General features: G+C 71.1%; 10 protein-coding genes. 2 read left to right on the forward strand and 8 right to left on the reverse strand.

What is annotated here, in order from left to right; all coding sequences use genetic code 11:
- Positions 1 to 141 precede the first annotated feature (141 nt).
- Together NKJ47_RS18130 and ettA are read left to right on the forward strand one after the other, a co-directional pair.
- Entirely contained in the window at positions 142 to 1,608 is a 1,467-nt protein-coding gene (locus tag NKJ47_RS18130; protein ID WP_254459135.1) for an MFS transporter, read from the forward strand.
- Positions 1,609 to 1,745: 137 nt separating this feature from the next.
- A complete protein-coding gene (gene ettA / locus NKJ47_RS18135; protein ID WP_254459136.1) occupies positions 1,746 to 3,407 on the forward strand; it encodes an energy-dependent translational throttle protein EttA in 1,662 nt (553 codons plus the stop codon).
- A gap of 356 nt (positions 3,408 to 3,763) precedes the next feature.
- Here ettA and NKJ47_RS18140 read toward each other — a convergent pair whose 3' ends face one another.
- The 8 genes from NKJ47_RS18140 to pncB all read right to left on the reverse strand — a co-directional run bounded on the left by NKJ47_RS18140 (position 3,764) and on the right by pncB (position 17,256).
- Positions 3,764 to 4,279, reverse strand: a complete 516-nt coding sequence (locus tag NKJ47_RS18140; protein ID WP_254459137.1) for a peptide deformylase — start codon at positions 4,277 to 4,279, stop codon at positions 3,764 to 3,766.
- Positions 4,280 to 4,745: 466 nt separating this feature from the next.
- The gene (locus NKJ47_RS18145; RefSeq protein WP_254459138.1) at positions 4,746 to 9,227 is read right to left on the reverse strand and encodes a cellulose synthase subunit BcsC-related outer membrane protein; all 4,482 of its coding nucleotides are present in this window, start codon (positions 9,225 to 9,227) and stop codon (positions 4,746 to 4,748) included.
- On the reverse strand, positions 9,215 to 10,381 hold the full coding sequence (bcsZ, locus tag NKJ47_RS18150; protein ID WP_254459139.1) for a cellulose synthase complex periplasmic endoglucanase BcsZ: 1,167 nt from the start codon (positions 10,379 to 10,381) through the stop codon (positions 9,215 to 9,217). The genes NKJ47_RS18145 and bcsZ overlap by 13 nt, the downstream gene beginning before the upstream one ends.
- Positions 10,378 to 12,666 (reverse strand): cellulose biosynthesis cyclic di-GMP-binding regulatory protein BcsB, encoded by a 2,289-nt coding sequence (gene bcsB, locus NKJ47_RS18155; RefSeq protein WP_254459140.1) that lies wholly within the window; start codon positions 12,664 to 12,666, stop codon positions 10,378 to 10,380. The genes bcsZ and bcsB overlap by 4 nt, the downstream gene beginning before the upstream one ends.
- A 59-nt stretch (positions 12,667 to 12,725) precedes the next feature.
- Positions 12,726 to 14,876 (reverse strand): UDP-forming cellulose synthase catalytic subunit, encoded by a 2,151-nt coding sequence (gene bcsA, locus NKJ47_RS18160; RefSeq protein WP_254459141.1) that lies wholly within the window; start codon positions 14,874 to 14,876, stop codon positions 12,726 to 12,728.
- Between the two features lie 95 nt (positions 14,877 to 14,971).
- Positions 14,972 to 15,343, reverse strand: coding sequence for a hypothetical protein (locus NKJ47_RS18165; RefSeq protein ID WP_254459142.1), 372 nt, complete (start codon positions 15,341 to 15,343; stop codon positions 14,972 to 14,974).
- A gap of 47 nt (positions 15,344 to 15,390) precedes the next feature.
- Positions 15,391 to 15,849 (reverse strand): cellulose biosynthesis protein BcsD, encoded by a 459-nt coding sequence (gene bcsD / locus NKJ47_RS18170; RefSeq protein ID WP_254459143.1) that lies wholly within the window; start codon positions 15,847 to 15,849, stop codon positions 15,391 to 15,393.
- A gap of 222 nt (positions 15,850 to 16,071) precedes the next feature.
- Complete coding sequence (gene pncB / locus NKJ47_RS18175) at positions 16,072 to 17,256, reverse strand: nicotinate phosphoribosyltransferase (RefSeq protein ID WP_254459144.1); 1,185 nt, start codon at positions 17,254 to 17,256, stop codon at positions 16,072 to 16,074.
- Positions 17,257 to 17,374 lie beyond the last annotated feature (118 nt).

Here is a 17,374-nt window from a genome sequence, read left to right on the forward strand (position 1 = left end):
CCCGCCAGGCATGGCCGGCGGCGGTCGCCGACGACGCGTCGGTTGCGCCGCCGAGCGCACATCCGGCCCCCAGGGAGGTAGCTTCAGTACCAGGATAAATCACTCCTTGTACCAGTTTATCCGCGCTCCATACTGCGCGCCATGACCACGCCTTCCTCCCCCGCCCTCGTCCCTTCCCCCACCCTGAGCCACCGCGGCCTCGGCATCCTGCTGATCGGGCAGATGCTGCCGTTGATCGACTTCTCCATTCTCAACGTCGCGCTCGGCTCGATCGCGCGCACGCTGCATGCCTCGGCGATGCAACTGGAGCTGATCGTGGCCGTCTACGGCGTCGCCTTCGCGGTGGGCCTGGCGGCCGGTGGCCGGCTCGGCGACAACCTCGGCCGGCGCCGCGTGTTCGGCGCCGGCGTGCTGCTGTTCGGCCTGGCCTCGTTGCTGTGCGGGGTGGCCGGTTCGGTGACGGCGCTGCTGGCCGGCCGCGTCCTGCAGGGACTCGGCGCGGCGCTGGCGGTGCCGCAGATTCTCGCCACCATCCACGTCAGCCTGCACGGCAAGGCGCACGCGCGGGCGCTGGCGCTGTACGGCTCGCTGGGCGGCATCGCCTTCGTCATCGGCCAGGTGCTGGGCGGATCGTTGGTCAGCGCAGACATCGGCGGCTCCGGCTGGCGCAGCGTGTTCCTGATCAACCTGCCGTTCTGCGTGCTGGCGCTGGCCAGCCTGCGCGCCGTGCCGGAGACCCGCGCGGCGCGGCGGATGCCGCCCGACCTGGCCGGCGCCGGGCTGCTGGGGCTGTTCCTGGCCTGCCTGCTGCTGCCATTGGCGCTGGGCCCGGCGCTGCACTGGCCGCCGGCGTGCCTGGCGGTGCTAGCCGCCTGCCTGCCGCTGCTGGCGGCGCTGACGCGGGTGGAACTGTGGCAGGAACGCCGCGGGCGCACGCCGCTGCTGCCGCCGGCCTTGCTGCGGCTGCCCAGCGTGCGCTTCGCGCTGCTGCTGGGCGGGGTGTTCTTCACCTGCTGGAGCGGCTTCATGTTCGTGCTGGCGCTGACCCTGCAGACCGGCGCCGGGCTCTCGCCGTTGCACTCGGGCAACGCCTTCATCGTGCTGGGGGCCGCCTACTTCGTCTCCGCGCTGGTCAGCGCCCGCGTGGCGGCGCGCTGCGGCCCGGTGCCCACGTTGCTGCTCGGCTGCATGCTGCAGATGCTGGGCCTGCTGGCGCTGGCGTGGACGCTGCACGCCGTGTGGCCGCATCCGGGCGCGCTCAACCTGGCCCCGGCGACGGCGCTGATCGGCGCCGGCCAGGCTTGGATCGTGGCCAGCTTCTACCGCATCGGCCTGTCGCAGGTCCCCACCGAACACGCTGGCGCGGGCAGCGCCATGCTCTCCACCATCCTGCAGGCGGCCATGGGCCTGGGTCCGGCGGCGCTCGGCGCGATCTATGCCCACGCCCGCGGCGGCGGCAGCCTGGCGGCGATGCAGGCGGCGCTGACCAGCGAGTGGCTGGCGATGCTGCTGCTGGTGCTCTGCGCGGTGTTCTACCTGCGCCGGCAGCGCCGTGCGGGCGCATCGGCGACGGCGACGACCGCGACGCTGCCGCCGATCGCCGAGTAGCCGCGCGGCGCGGCCCGCGCGTGCTGGCGCGCACCCGTGCGGCCCAGCTTGGCGGCGGCCGTGCGGCTATAATCCGCCATCCCTTTCGACGCCCTCCGGCCGCCGGCCGGCGGGCGCCCTGCGCCTTTGGAGCCGCCATGTCGCAATACATCTACACCATGAACCGGGTCAGCAAGACCGTGCCGCCCAAGCGCCAGATCATCAAGGACATCTCGCTGTCGTTCTTCCCCGGCGCCAAGATCGGCCTGCTCGGCCTCAACGGCGCCGGCAAGTCCACCGTGCTGAAGATCATGGCCGGCGTGGACACCGATTTCGAAGGCGAGGCGCGTCCGCAGCCCGGCACCAAGGTCGGCTACCTGGCGCAGGAGCCGGAGCTGGACCCGAACAAGACCGTGCGCGAGTCGGTCGAGGAAGGCGTGGGCGAAGTGCTGCAGGCGCAGGCCGCGCTGGAAGCGGTGTACGCCGCCTACGCCGAGGAAGGCGCCGACTTCGATGCGCTGGCCAAGGAACAGGAGCGCCTGGAGGCGATCCTCGCCGCCGGCGATGCGCACACCCTGGAGAACCAGCTCGACGTGGCCGCCGACGCGCTGCGGCTGCCGCCGTGGGACGCCAAGATCGCCAATCTGTCCGGCGGCGAGAAGCGCCGCGTGGCGCTGTGCCGGCTGCTGCTTCAGAAGCCGGACATGCTGCTGCTCGACGAACCGACCAACCACCTCGACGCCGAGTCGGTGGAGTGGCTGGAGCAGTTCCTGGCGCGCTACACCGGCACCGTGGTGGCGGTCACCCACGATCGCTACTTCCTCGACAACGCCGCCGAGTGGATCCTGGAACTGGACCGCGGCCGCGGCATTCCGTGGAAGGGCAACTACACCGAATGGCTGATGCAGAAGGACGAGCGCCTGAAGCAGGAAGAGAACCAGGAAAAGGCACGGCAGAAGGCGATCCAGAAGGAACTGGAGTGGGCGCGGCAGAACGCCAAGGGCGGCCGCTCCAAGGGCAAGGCGCGCCTGGCGCGCCTGGACGAACTGCAGTCGGTGGACTACCAGAAGCGCAACGAGACCAATGAAATCTTCATCCCGCCGGGCGAGCGCCTGGGCAACTCGGTGATGGAGTTCAAGAACGTCTCCAAGAAGTTCGGCGACCGCCTGCTGATCGACAACCTGTCGATGATCGTGCCGCCGGGCGCCATCGTCGGCATCATCGGCCCCAACGGCGCCGGCAAGTCGACCCTGTTCAAGATGATCACCGGGCAGGAGAAGCCGGACTCGGGCGAGATCGTGGTCGGCCCGACCGTGCAGCTGTCGTACGTGGACCAGAGCCGCGACAAGCTGGAAGGCAACCACAACGTGTTCCAGGAGATTTCCGGCGGCCTGGACATCCTCAACATCAACGGCGTGGAGATCCAGTCGCGCGCCTACATCGGCCGCTTCAATTTCAAGGGCCAGGACCAGCAGAAGATGGTCGGTTCGCTGTCCGGCGGCGAGCGCGGCCGCCTGCACATGGCCAAGACCCTGCTGCAGGGCGGCAACGTGCTGCTGCTCGACGAACCGTCCAACGACCTGGACATCGAAACCCTGCGCGCGCTGGAAGACGCGCTGCTGGAGTTCCCGGGCAACACCTTCGTCATTTCGCATGACCGCTGGTTCCTGGACCGCATCGCCACCCACATCCTCGCCTTCGAGGGCGATTCGCACGTGGAGTTCTTCCAGGGCAACTACCGCGAGTACGAGGAAGACAAGAAGCGCCGCCTGGGCGACGACGCCGGTCCCAAGCGCCTGCGTTTCAAGGCGCTGAAGTAAGCCGCTCGCCCCACGTTGTCCCCGCCACGGCCCGCCTCGTGCGGGCCGTGTGCGTTTTGGGCGACGGCTGGCTTGGGACGCGTTCGGGCTCCGGGAGCCCGGTGGAAGTCAACCGTCATGCGGCCGCGACGCGCGAAGTGGCGTGCTTTCCGATGGCGCCATGCGTCGGGACTGAAGTCCCTCCCACAGTGCACCCGGCGAACTCGCCGCAAGCCCCTGTGGGAGCGACTTCAGTCGCGACGGGCTCTACCGGTAAAGCCGGTCGCGGCTGAAGTCGCTCCTACAAGGAACGCTGCACCGCGTGCATGCGGCGCGGACGGCCAGGCTTGCGTCGGCCACGCCACGCATCCCGCGCGCTACAAGTCGTACGACAGCACGTCCTCGAAGCCGAACTTGTCGAAGTCGCGGATGCGCGAAGGATACAGCCGGCCGATCAGATGGTCGTGCTCGTGCTGCACCACGCGGGCATGGAAACCCTCGGCGTCGCGCTGCAGCGGGGTGCCGTCCGGCAGCACGCCGCGGTAGCGGATGTGCCGGTAGCGCGGAATCACCGCGCGCAGGCCAGGAATGGACAGGCAGCCTTCCCAGCCGTCCTCCAGTTCGTCGGACAGCGGTTCGATTTCCACGTTGGCCAGGGCCGTGCGCGGCACCGGCGGCGCGTCCGGATAGCGCGCGTTGCGCTCGAAGCCGAACACCATCAGTTGCAGGTCCACCGCGATCTGCGGCGCGGCCAGGCCGACGCCGCGCGCGGCGTCCATGGTCTCGAACATGTCGGCCACCAGCGCATGCAGTTGCGCGCTGTCGAAGTCGGTGACCGGCGGCGCCTGGCGCAGCAGGCGCGGGTCGCCCATGCGGATGATGTCGCGGATCATGTGCGGGCTCCTGGCAATGGGGATGGCCGCGATTATCCGCCGTGGCGGCGGCGCGTGCAGCGGGGCGGCGGCGTCCCCTGCCCCAACTGCGGCCTGCCGCGGTGCAATCCCCGCGTTGCGGCGAAGCGCTGGCGACATTCTGCAGGAGTGAACTGTCATGCAGCCGCGACGCGCGGCGTGGCGCGCTTCCCGATGACGCAATGCGTCGGGACTGAAGTCCCTCCCACAGTGCACCCAGCCAACGTATCGCGCGTTCCATCACAAGTGGTTCCACATCGCCGTGGGCCATCCGCCCAGACGGATGTCCACACGTGACGCCCGCCTGACGTCACTCCCACAGGATGGGCTGGACATCCTTGTGGGAGGGACTTCAGTCCCGACGACGGAGGGTGTCAGTCGACTTTCGGCCTCGCTTGTCGCCGCTGCATGACAGTTGACTCCTGCGCCGGTATCCGCGCGGCGCGCCCTACTCCGGCACGTACGGCGAGGCCAGCACCTGCGGGCGGCGGCCGAGGCCGGCGCCGAGCCGGTCGAGCACGAAACGCACGTAGAGGTTGGTGCTGAACTGGGTGTAGTCGCGCGCGTTGTTGAACAGCAGGCGGCCGCCCAGGAACAGTTGGGGGGCGATCTGCCATTCGGCCGCGCCGGCGATGTTGTAGGACATGCCGGTCTTGCTCTGCCCGGCATAGACCGGCGCGACGTAGCGGTCGGTCAGGCCCAGCAGCGCGGCCAGCGAAGCGGCGTCGTAGGCGGCCTGCTGCATCTGCGCGCTGGTCGGGAAGTACGGGCTGTCGTCGCTGCGGAAATGCTGCACGCCGACGCTGGCGTCCACGCTCCAGTTGACCGTGCGCCCGGCCGTGCGCCCGCTCCAGTGCACCGGGAAACCCAGATCCACGTAGTCCTGCGGACTGAAGTAGCCGCCCTGGCCATAGGTGTAGCCGCCCAGGTTCTTGTCGTACTGCATCGCGGTCAGGTTGAGGCCGGCGGTCAGCGACTGGTTCTCGGTGTCCAGCGCGTGCACGTACACGCCGAGGTCAACCTGGCGGTGGTCGTTGCTGGCGACGTTGCGGCCGACCAGGCGATCGGCGCCGACGCTGGCATAGCCGCCGAGCAGGCCGTTGTCGAGCGTCGCCGACAGGCGCAGGCCATTGCTGGTCACGCCGCCCCAGCCGAGTCCGGCGCGGCCGTCGTCGACGCCGCCGAAGGACAGCAGGCTGTCGCTGACCGCGCGCCGGAACACCTCGCCCGAGTAGGTCAGGCTGTCGCCGGCCTGGCCGCGATAGCCGACGCCGCCGATGATGCGCCGCTCGGGGAAGCCGACCGGCGTGCTGCCCAGGTCGGCGCTGAAGCCGCCGTTCTTGTAGGTCACCGCCACGCCGACGCCGCGTGCGTCCTGGTCCATGCGCCGCGCGCCGTTGCCGTTGGCGGCCATGGTGTACAGCGCCTGGCTGAAGCCGGCCGGGGTCAGCGCCGCGGCGGTGGGGTTGGCGGCGAGGTTGCGGAAGCGGGCGATGTCGGCGGCACTGAGATCGGCGCTGCGCGACGCATCGCCGAGGATGGCGCTGGCCAGCGTGCCGATCGCGGTGTCGGCGGCGGTATTGCCGAGCAGGAACGCCGACAGCGGCTCGGCGTACAGCGCCTGCAGCGCCGCCGCCTCGCGCTGCGCGTTGGTCAGCGCCGGGTCGGTGTCATTGAACAGCTTGTTGTACAGCCCGGTGTTGACCGCATAGGTGCGCAGCGCGTTGCGGGTGGCATTGTTGTTGCCCTCGGTGAGCAGCAGTTGGTACAGGTCGCTGCCGACCAGGCTGTCGATCGGGGTGCGATCGGCGGCCAGCGCATCGCCCATCGCCGCGACGGGGCCGGCGCCGAAACGGCTGGCGGTGGCATAGCCGGTGCCGAGCGCGCCGGCGTCGAGCAGGGTCGGGGTGACGTCGACCTGCAGCTTGCCCTCGCCCACCGCGAACTCGCCGTGCAGCGGCACTTCCAGGTCGCGCAGCCGGCCCAGGCCGGCCTCGCCATCGCGGGCGCGGTAGCTGGCGCCGGTGGCGAGGCTGTCGCTGTTCTCGGCCTGCACCTCGCGCAGCTCGTCGAGCACGCTGGAACCGCCGGCGGAGGCGGACGGTACGGCCGGCTGGCGCAACGACGCGCGCGGCGCGGCCGCCAGCAGCCCGTCGTCGGCCAGCGCGCGCGGCGCGCCGCGGGCGATGGGGCTGCGCTGGCCCGGCACCGGCAACGCGGCCAGGGCCACGCCCGTGGCGCCGGCACTGGCCGGCGGCGGCAGGTCGTCGCCACCGGTCAGCGCCGTCGCGGGCGCCGGCAGCGCGGGCGCCGCGTAGGCCGGTGCCGGCACGCCGCCGCCGAGGCTATCGGACACCACCGCAGCGCTGCGCGGCATGCGCCCGGTCATGCCGGCGAACGGATTGAGCGGGCGCCCGGCGGCGGCGTACGCCGCCGGGCCGTTGGCGGCCGGCAGGCCGTTGTCGTACTGGCCGGCCTCGCGCGCCTGCGCCGCCAGCGCGGCGCGGAAGTAGCGCTCGGCCTTGCGGTTCTTGCCGGCGCTGCGGTACACACGGCCGGCGGCGGCGAGCACCTGCGGCGACTCCGGCGCCTGCGCCAGCGCACGCTGCAGGTAGTCCTCGGCACCGCGCAGGTCGCGCAGCGCAGCGGCGGTGTTGGCCGCGGCGATCAGCGTGTCCAGGTCGTTGGGCGACTGCTGCAGTTGCTGCTGGTACAGCACCAGCGCCTGGCGCTGGTCGCCGGCGGCGGCATACAGCCGCGCCAGCGCGGCCACCGCCTGCGGGTCCTGGTTCTGCTGCGCCAGCAGCGGCGCCAGCGCGTCGTAGGCGGCTTCGAGATTGCCCAGTTCGCGCAGCGCATCGACCTGGCGCAGCACGTAGCCGCTGCGCAGCGCCTGGTAGCGGCGCTGCTGCTCGGCGCTCATGTCGCTGTCGCGCAACTGGCGCAGGGTCGCCGCCAGTTCCGCGTCCTGGTGCGCGCGCAGCAGCACGCCGGCGTACTGCAGGCGCGCCTCGGTGGTGGGGTCGTGCGCGACCAGGCGTTGCGCCAGGGTCAGCGCACGCTGGTTGCTGCCGATGTCGGCATAGGCGCCGGCCATCGCCGCCAGCAGCGCCGGCTGCTCCAGCGCATCGCCCAGCGCGGCCTCGGTGCGGCCCAGCAGCAACTGCGCTTCGCCGCCGCGGCCCTGCTGTTGCAGCAGGCGCGCCTGCGCCGCCTGCTGTTCCACCCAGGCGGTGTTGCGCAGCGCACGCATCTCGGCGGTGCGCGCATTAGCCGGGATGCGCTCCAGGCTGGCGTAGGCGCTGGCCCAGTCGCCGCGTTCCTGCGCCAGCAGCGCGTTGGCGTACAGCGCCTCGGGCATGTCGCCATGCACCGCGAGCAGGCCGTCCATGACGCTGCGCGCCTGGTCCGGACGCCCGGCCTGCTGGTACAGGCGCGCCAGGTCCAGGCGCACCCACGGATCGCCGGGGTTGTCGACCATGGCCGCCTCCAGCTCGCTCTGCGCGGTCACGGTGTCGCCAGCCTCGAGCGCCTGCTGCGCGCGGGCGCGCTGCAGGTTGGCTTTCAGCGCGGCCTCACCGCCGGCCTGCTGGCGCTGCGCCGGGCTGAGCCGGGCGAACAACGCACTGGCCTCGGAGGCCCGGCCCTGGCGGCTGTACAGGGCGATCAGGCCCTGCAGCGCGCCGGGATCGTCGGCATGCAGGCGCAGCGCCTCGCGGTAGCTCTTCTCGGCCGCGGCGGCATCGCTGGCCGACTGCAGGTCGCCCAGCAGCGCGTAGCCGGCGGCCTCCTCGGGCTTGAGCTTGACCGCCTGCTGGACCAGGCGCAGCGCGGCATCGCTGTCGCCGCGCGTGCGCGCGGCCTGCGCCTGCTGCAACTGCAGCCAGTAGCGCGCGCTGTCCAGCGCGCCGCGCCACTTGCCGTTGGCGGCCGCGGCCGGACGCAGCAGTTCCTGCGCTTCGCCGAAGCGCTGCTGGCGCAGCCGCACCGAGCCCAGGCCACCGAGCGCCTCGGCATCGCGCGGACGCGCGCGCAGCACCTGCGCGAAGCGCTGTTCGGCCAGCGCCAGGTTGCCGGCATTGAGCGCCTTGAAGCCCTCGCCCAACTGTTCGCCGGCCGGGTCGCCGCCTTGCGCGCGCCGCGCCTGCAGCTGCGTCAGCTTGTTGGCGACCTCGGCATCGTTCGGATTGGCGGCCAGGAACGCCTGGTACAGCGGCGCATCGGCGAGGCCGGCATTGAGCCACAGCAGGGCCTGGCGCCAGGCGGCGCGGGCCGGGCCGGCGACATCGGCGCGCTTGCTCAGCGCGGCGAGCTGGGCGATGCCCTCGCGCCGCGACGGTTCGCGATAGGTCAGCACCTGCGCCAGCGCCAGCGCCGCGGCGGTGTTGTCCGGCTGCGCGGCGGCCAGGCGGCGCAGGCCGTCGCGTGCGCCCTCCCAGCCCTGCGGCGTGCCGGCCAGCACCTGGTAGTACTCCAGCGCCAGCGCGTCCGGCGGGCCCTTGCCGTCGAACAGCGCCTGGTAGGCGCGCACCGCGTCCACGTAGCGCCCGGCGGCCGCGGCGCGGCGCGCGTTGCGCAGATCGACGTTGTCGGCGGTCCCGCCGATCGCCATGGCCAGGCGCTGGGTCTGCGGCGCCTGCGGATGCGCCTTCTGCAATTGCGCCAGGCGCTTGCGCGCGTCGGTCTGGCGGCCCTGCGCCAGATCGATCTGGGCCAGGCCGAGCAAGGCGTCGGGCTGGTTCGGATCGACCTGCAGCAACTTGCGCCAGGCGTCGGCGGCGAGATCGTCGCGGCCCTGGTCGTGCCAGTAGTTGCCCTGGCTGACCAGCTGCTGGGTGGCGGCGGCGTTCTGCGCGTGCGCGCTGCCGGCCAGCAGGCACAGGTCGATCATGCCGGCCAGGTACAGGGGCTTGAGGTTCATGCGGAGCATTGGGTTCTCCAGGCGGGCTGCAGCGCGCCGTCTGCGGAAAAACGATAGCGGTTGTCGAGCCAGGCGCGGCCGAACAGGATCAGCACCCGGTCGTAGTAGGGAAGCCGGGCCGCGGCGGCAGCGCCGGGCGCGGGAATGCGTTGCGCCTGCGCCTTGAGCAGCGCCGGTTCGCGCAGCGCGCTCAGGTATGGCAGCAGGGCGGCGGAGAAGCCGGGCGGCGCCTGGCCGCTGCCGACGCCGTGGCGGGTGTCGATCTTCTCGTCGAGATGGCCCTGCGCGCGCAGTTGCTGCAGCGGCCCGGACAGGTCGTCGAGCAGCGCCTTGCGCAGCGGCTCGGCGGGGTCGAGCATGCCGGCCCACAGGTACACGCGGATCGCGTCGTAGCTGCCCAGCGCGCCCTTGTCCGGATCGACGCCGAATGCGCGGCCGTCCCAGGCGGTCCAGTCCGGCGCGAAACCGATCGGCGCGCTGTCGCGCAGCAGCCGCGCGCTGCGCGTGGCCAGGCCGGCCCACGGCCCCTTCGGATCGACTGCGGCGAAGCGCCGCAGCAGTTGGATCGGCAGGTAGCTGGGGTTGAGCGTCCAGCGCTGCGGCTTGACGAAGCCCTTGGCCGCCGGCAACACCATGCTGCCGAACCCGGGCAGCTCGGCCAGTTCGGTGCGACGCACCAGCGCCAGCGTCTGCAGGCCGGCCTGGGTATAACCCGGCCGTTGCCACAGGCGCCCGGCCTCGAGCAGCACGTAGGCGATCCACAGGTCGGCGTCGCTGGCGCTGTTGCCGTCGAGCACGCGCCAGCCGCCGTCGCTGGCGCGGCCCCACAGCCAGGCCGGCAGCACCTGTTGCGGGCGGCCGCCGCACAGGTTGTGCCGGGTCCAGCCGAGTACCCGCTCGAACAGCACCTGGTCGTTGGCCACCAGCGCGAAGAACAGCGCGTAGGACTGGCCTTCGGAGGTGCTGCGCTGGTCGGCGTGCTGGAAATCGATCACCCGCCCGCTGGCATCGAGATGCTTGTCGACGAACGCGGTCCACTCGCGCCACGGCGCGCAGGCCGGCGCCGCCGCAAGCGCGGCGCGCGCCGGCGGCAGCAGCGTCGCCGCACCGGCGGCGAGCAGGCCGCCAAGCAGGCGACGGCGTTGGCCGGTGTGTCCGTTCACCGCCCTTCCTGCAACCGCGCCGCCGAATGCCGGCGCAGCACCACGCGCGCGGCCAGCGCCAACAGCATGCTCAGCGCCAGCACGGCCAGCCCCAGCAGCAGCGGGTGCTGCGAGAAGTACCAGCGCGCCCAGGTCGGCAGCGGCAGGTGGCCGACGTAGTAGGTCTGGTTGCCGGCCAGGCTGCGCACCTTGCCCTTCTGCAACAGCACCACGCTGCCCTGGAAGTCCTTCAGCGTGGCCGGCTCGAACCAGGCGTCGAAGAAGTCCTCGACGCTGGCCGGGTCCTCGGCCAGCAGCGCCACCACGCTGCGCCCGGCCTTCAGCGGCGACTGGAAGCCCATCAGCACCACGTCGCCGGGCGCGGGCTTCACCGCCACCTCGGCGGTGGTCGGCAGGTCGGTGCGGCGCGGATCGACCGACAGGAAGCCGGGCAGCTTGTCCAGCACCCAGTCGCTCATCGCGAAGCGCCGCCCGCTGGCGCCATCGCCGATCGGCAACGCCGCGCTCCAGCGCTGGAACAGCGGCTGCGAGCGCAGGCTGCCGAACACCAGCAGGTCGCTGTCGGCGTGCTTGTCGACGTCGGCGGCGTGGATCAGGGTCACCCGCAGCGCCGGGTAGCCGGTCGACGCGCCGAGCCGGCCGAGCAGGGTCAACAGATTGGCCATGTCCTGGTCGCCGATCTCGTCGGGCACCACCACGGTCGACTCGGACAGGTCGGCCAGGCGGGTGAACGGGAAGCCGGCATTGCCGAACGCGGCCAGGTTCGGCATCGCCATGTAGTGATGGAACGAACTCAGGTCCACAGTGGAATCGGCGTCGATCGCGCCGGACACGTCGGGGAAGGTGTTCTTGCACGCCTCCGCCTGCGGGCGGTCGAAGAAGAAGTGGAAGCGCAGCTGGCTGTTGGCCGAGAACGGTCCGGTCGGCAGCAGCAGCGTCTGCTCCACCGGCATCGCGCCCTTGGGCGAGAGCGCGTGCCACCAGCGCAGCGGCAACGACTCGGCGTAGGCGTGGCCGGTCAGCGGCAGCGTGGTCACGAAGGCGTCGTTGATGCTGACGTTGAGCGCGGATTTGTTCTGCGTCTCCGGCACCGTGTAGCGATAGCGCAGGTTGACCGGGATGCCGTCGCGCTGCCACACGAACAGGTCCGGCGGCAGTTGCAGGCCGACCCGGATCAGGTCGGGGTGGTAGCCGCTGACGTTCAATTGCGAAGTCTGCGCGACCAGGTCGCCGAAGCGCACCGGCCTGTCGCTGGAGATCCAGTTGGGCGCGTCGTAGGGCTTGCGCGGCTGCGCCTGCTTCAGTTCGCCGATGCGCGCCACCGGGCCATTGAACGGCGTGCCCAGGCTCAGCGCGATGGCGGCCTGCTGCAGCTCGGCGTCGTCGCGGCCCAGCACCAGCAGCAGCTTGCCGGTGGCATCGCGCGGGTTGGTGATCATCGCCAGGGTCGGCCCGGCGATCTCGTTCAGGCCGGCCTGGGTCGCGGCCAGCTCCGCCGGCAGGGTCGCGGCGGTGGCGAACAGCACCGCGTTGCCGGTGAGCGGCACCTCGCCGATGGTCACGCCGAAGGACGCGCCGCGGTAGCCGGCCTGCGCGCCGAACCAGGAGGCGACGATGCCGGCGCTGCGCAGCATGGCCAGGTCCGGGCGCTGCGGGAACACGAACGGCAGGTCCAGGCGGCGCGTATCGCGCTTGTCGTAGAACGGCACCGGCAGCAGCGCCAGATCGTTGCGCAGCAGCAGCGGGGTGGCGGTCAGCGACAGCCGCGTGGACGGATCGATGTTGGCCCACAGGCTGGTGTGGTCCGGGTCCTCGCAGTCGCGGGTGTAGTGGCCGATCAGCTGCAGATTGAGCCGGTTGTAGTCGCTGATCAGGCGCGGATCGATCGGCACGTCGCTCTGCTGCAGCTTGCCGGCGTTCTCGCGGCTGACCGGCAGGGTCGCCACGGTGACGCCGTTGACGCTGACCTTCAGGTGCGACAGGTCCGGCAGCAGCGCCGGCGAATAGCTGTAGACCAGGTGCAGGTTCGCCGCCTGCACCACCTCGTCGGTACGCGTGCTGAAGGCGATGCCTGCGCTGCCCTGGATGCCGCGCAGGGTCATCTCGTAGTCCACGCCGAGCTGCTTGAGCGTGGCCGAGCGCTCGCGTTCGACCGGGGCCGGCCGCGCCGTGGCGGTCGCTGCGGCGGCCGGCGCGCGCGTGGTGGCGGGAAGGGTCGGCTCCTTGGCCAGGGCCAGGCCGGACAGGACCGTGAGACAGCATGCAGCCAGGGCAGGGAGACGCATCGACGGCAACCGGAAGGAAGTGAAAGAGAAGAAGCAACGCAACACAGCGGGGCGGCGACTCATGGCGCGGCCTCCTCGCCGGCCGCGCGACCGCGCCAGCCGCTGCGCGCGCTGCTGCCGATGTGCTGGCCGAGGCGCCGGAAGCCGCGCATGCTGGCCGCGAACACGCGCCCCAGCGACACCCAGAAGCGGTCGCGGTCGTGGCGGCCCCACTGCGACACCCAGATGTCGGCGCGGGCGAAGGTGCAGGCCACCAGCCAGCGCTCCTGCTCGATCGACATCGGCCGGAACTGGATGCTGATTTCGCCGTCGCGGTCGTGGCGCACCATCGCCGGCAGGCGCTTGGCGCTGCCGCGCTGCGGCAGTTCGATCTCCACCGGCATGTCCGGCTCCACCGGCACCGGCGCGAGCAGGCGCAGGGCCATGCCGCCGGTGGAGAAGTTGACCGTGCGGCAGGCCAGTTCGCGCCCGTCGGCCAGGTGCAGGCTGGCCGGGATGTCCAGCGGCACGCGGTGCGAACGGCGCACCTGGCGCATCTCGCTGGCGGTGGCGATGGTGGCGCCGAGCAGCAGCACGTTGTACGCGGTCCAGGCCAGGTTGAACCAGATGGTCTGCTCCTCGCCGCCGGCCTGCACGCTGAGCAGGCGCATCACCCCGGCGGCCAGGCCGGCCAGGTTGAGCACCAGCAGGAACAGGTACGGCTTGGCGATCTGCCCGTCGAAGTAGCTGCGCGGCACCAGGCCGCCCTTGGGGGTGACGTTGAACTTGCCGAGCTTGGGATTGAACAGCGCCACCAGCGTCGGGCGCAGGATGTACCAGGCCAGGGTGGTCTCGTAGACCTCGTTCCACAACAGATGGCGGAACTTGCCCTGGGTGCGCAGGTTGGTCAGGTTGGCCTGCAGGATGTGCGGCAGCGCGTAGGCCAGGATCATCAGCGCCGAGGCGTGGATCACGTGCGCGCCGAAGAACAGGAAGGCCAGCGGCGCGGTGAGGTAGACGATGCGCGGCAGCCCGTAGAAGAAGTGCAGCATCGCGTTGGCGTAGCACAGCCGCTGCGACAGGCGCAGGCCCTTGCCCAGCAGCGGGTTGTCCAGCCGCGCGATCTGCGCCATGCCGCGCGCCCAGCGGATGCGCTGGGCGACGTGGCCGGACAGGCTCTCGGTGGCCAGGCCGGCGGCCTGCGGCACCGCGATGTAGGCGCTGCGATAGCCGCGGCGGTGCAGCTTCAGCGCGGTGTGCGCGTCCTCGGTGACGGTCTCCACCGCCACCCCGCCCACTTCCTCCAGCGGCTTGCGCTTGATCACCGCGCACGAGCCGCAGAAGAACGTGGCGTCCCACTGGTCGTTGCCGTCCTGCAGCAGGCCGTAGAACAGCTCGCCCTCGTTGGGCACCTTGCCGTGGTTGCCGAGATTGCGCTCGAACGGATCGGCGGAGAAGAAGTAGTGCGGCATCTGCACCACCGCCAGCTTCGGGTCGCGCAGGAACCAGCCCATCGCCACCTGCAGGAACGAGCGCGTGGGGATGTGGTCGCAGTCGAAGATCGCCACGTAGTCGCCGCTGGACTTCTTCAGCGCGGCGTTGATGTTGCCGGCCTTGGCGTGGAAGTTGTTGGTGCGGGTGACGTAGTGGATGCCGGCCTGCTCGCAGAACGCGCGGAATTCCTCGCGGCGGCCGTCGTCGAGCAGGTAGATGTTGAGCTTGTCGGCCGGCCAGTCCATCACGCTGGCGGCGAGGATGGTCGAGCGCACCACCGACAGCGGTTCGTTGTAGGTGGGAATGAACAGGTCGACGCTGGGCCATTCGCGCTGGTCGGCCGGCAGCGGCAGCGGCCGCCGGTTGAGCGGCCACAGCACCTGGAAGTAGCCCAGCGCCAGGATCACGAACGCGTACAGCTCGGCCAGCAGCAGGCCCAGGCCCAGGCTCAGGTCGACGGGACTGCTCATGCCCACGGTCTGGGTCAGGCGCCACCAGATGTAGCGCGAGGACACCGCCAGCGACAGCGCCATCATCACCAGGATCGCCAGGCGGCTGCCGCTGCGCCGCAGCAGCATCGCCGCGGCGAACACCACCAGCGAGAACAGCAGCTGCTGCGGCACATCCATCGGGATGGCCACGACGAAGACCAGCGACACGGCGCCCAGCAGCCACAGCGACCAGGTGGCCAGGACATGCAGCGGGCGCGCGGCATGCGACGCGGAGGCAGCGCTCATCGGAGGTTCCTAACAAGGAGGAGTGAGGTCGGCGCGCGGTCTCCCCACCGCGCGGCAACGGCAATCAGGTGCGGCGCCCCAAGCGCCGCGCGACGTCAGCGGTTCTGGAAACGCTTGAGCGGGCCGCCCGGCGCCGGCACGGCGGCCTCGCGACCGGCCTCGAGCAGGCGCTGGAACAGCTGCTGCAACGGCGTCGCCGCGCCCATGCCCGCGGTGGCGGCGACCGGCGCGGGCGCCACCGGCACGGCAGGCGCGACCGGCGCCACCGGCAGCGGCGCGGCCGGCCTGGGCTCGACCGGGGCCCGCACCACCGACAGCACCGGCGCCGGCGCGGCCGACTCCACCGCGCTGAGCCGGGTGGCGGAGAAATCCTGGTAGGCGGTGGCGCCGCTGCTGCCGAGCTTGGCGAACAGGCTGGAGACGTCGTCGCCGGTTTCGGCACCCATCTGCTTGGATTTCTTGGACATGACTCCCCTCATGACGATCTGAAATTGGTTGGTCCTTGCTGCTGCGCTCAGCCGACCCGGGTCAGCACGAAGCGACGCAGATCCTCGTTCGCAGACGACAACGCACGCACGCACAGCCCGGCCGACATGCCGACCTGCACGAACCATGCCTGATACACCCCTTCCATGAATCCGTCGGCGCCGGTGGCCTGCCCGGCCAGGCCGATGTGCAGCGGCGAACCGGCGTGCAGCAGGTCGAGGCGGTCGGCCTGCTCCTCGAACCGCACATAGCCCCATTCCAGGCGGTCCCAGATACGGTTGGCCGCCTCCTCCAGGTCCTGCAGGGTGGCGCAGGTGCCGACCGGGTGTTCGGCGGCGAAGCGACGGCCGATCCGCGCCATCAGCAACGCCAGGTCCTCGGCACCCAGTTCCGCGGCGAATTCCTCGGCCAGCGCGTGCAGGAAGCCCCGCCACTGCCGCGAACAGGCGTGGGTGCGGTAATGGGTCTGCAACGCGTGAGCGCTCATCGAGGAGGTCTCTGACCAAGGGCGGGACGACAATGGCGTGGCGGCGGCAACGCTTGCTGGCGACAGTGTGCCGGCCGTCACTATTGCGACACAGTTCTCACTTTCTCTCGCAGTTTATCGCACGGTTGCGTCGCAGCAAAGCCCTCCCGCGCCGCGCGTCGCGTCCGGTCCCCGGCGACGCCAAGGGGCCCCTGCCCGGCTTCGGCCGGGCGAGTCGGCGACTCAATCCTGGGCCTCGACCGGCGCCTGGAACACCTGGCGCAGGTAGGTCAGGTAGGCCGGGTCGTCGCACAGGGTCTTGCCGGGCGAGTCGCTGAGCTTGGCCACCGGCTGGCCGTTGCAGCGGACCATCTTGATCACGATCTGCAGCGGCACCAGGCCCAGGTCGTTGGTCAGGTGCGTGCCGACGCCGAACGCCAGCATACAGCGGTCGCGGAAATGCGCGTACAGCCGCATCACCTTGTCGATGTCCAGGCCGTCGCTGAACACCAGGATCTTGCTACGCGGATCCACCCGATGCCGCTGCAGGTGCGCCAGCACCCGCTCGCCCCACTCGAACGGGTCGCCGGAATCGTGGCGCATGCCGTCGAACAGCTTGCAGAAGTACAGATCGAAATCGCGCAGGAACGCATCCAGGCCGACCACGTCCGACAGCGCGATGCCGAGATCGCCGCGATACTCGCGCGCCCACGACTCCAGCGCCGCCGCCTGCGAGTCGCGCAACCGCGGCCCCAGCGCCTGGAACGCCTGCAGGTACTCGTGGGCCATGGTGCCCAGCGGGGTCAGCCCGTAGCGGCGGGCGAAGTGCACGTTGCTGGTGCCGACGAACTGCTTGCCCAGCGTCTGCTGCAGCACCGGCAGCAGTTCGCCGTGCCAGGCCCGCGAATAGCGGCGGCGGGTGCCGTAGTCGGCGATGGCGCAACCGTCGTAGCCGGGGGTATCGCGCAGCAGCGCGATCTTGGCCTGCAGGCGGCGCAGACCTTCGGCATGCTCGGCGCCGCCGGCATTGCGGAACCACACCTCGTTGATGATCGCCAGCAGCGGCACCTCGAACAGGATCGTGTGCAACCATGGCCCGCGGATGCGCAGTTCGATCTCGCCGGGCACCTTGGCCGAGGCCTGCAGGTGCAGATACTTGCGGTCCAGGTGGAACAGCGCCAGGAAATCGGCGAAGTCCGGCTTGATGAAGCGCATCGCGCGCAGGTAGTCCAGCTCGTCCTCGCGGAAGCGCAGCGCACACAGCGCGTCGATCTCCTCCGAGATCTGCGGCAGGTACTGCGCCAGGTCGATGCCCGGGGTGCGGCACTTGAAGCGGTACTCCACCTGCGCGCCGGGGTGCTGATGCAGCACCGCCTGCATCATGGTGAACTTGTAGAGGTCGGTGTCCAGCAACGAATCGATGATCATCGGGCGATTATGCGCCCGGCGGGTTGCAGGTTCGGTCTGCGTGCGGTGCTCGTCGGCGCGGCTGCAGCCGCGACCGGGCCTTGCCGGGCATGCCGGTCGCGGCTGCAGCCGCGCCGAC

It is taken from the genome of Xanthomonas sacchari, from assembly GCF_024266585.1.
GTDB classification, from domain to species: Bacteria; Pseudomonadota; Gammaproteobacteria; order Xanthomonadales; family Xanthomonadaceae; genus Xanthomonas_A; species Xanthomonas_A sacchari_C.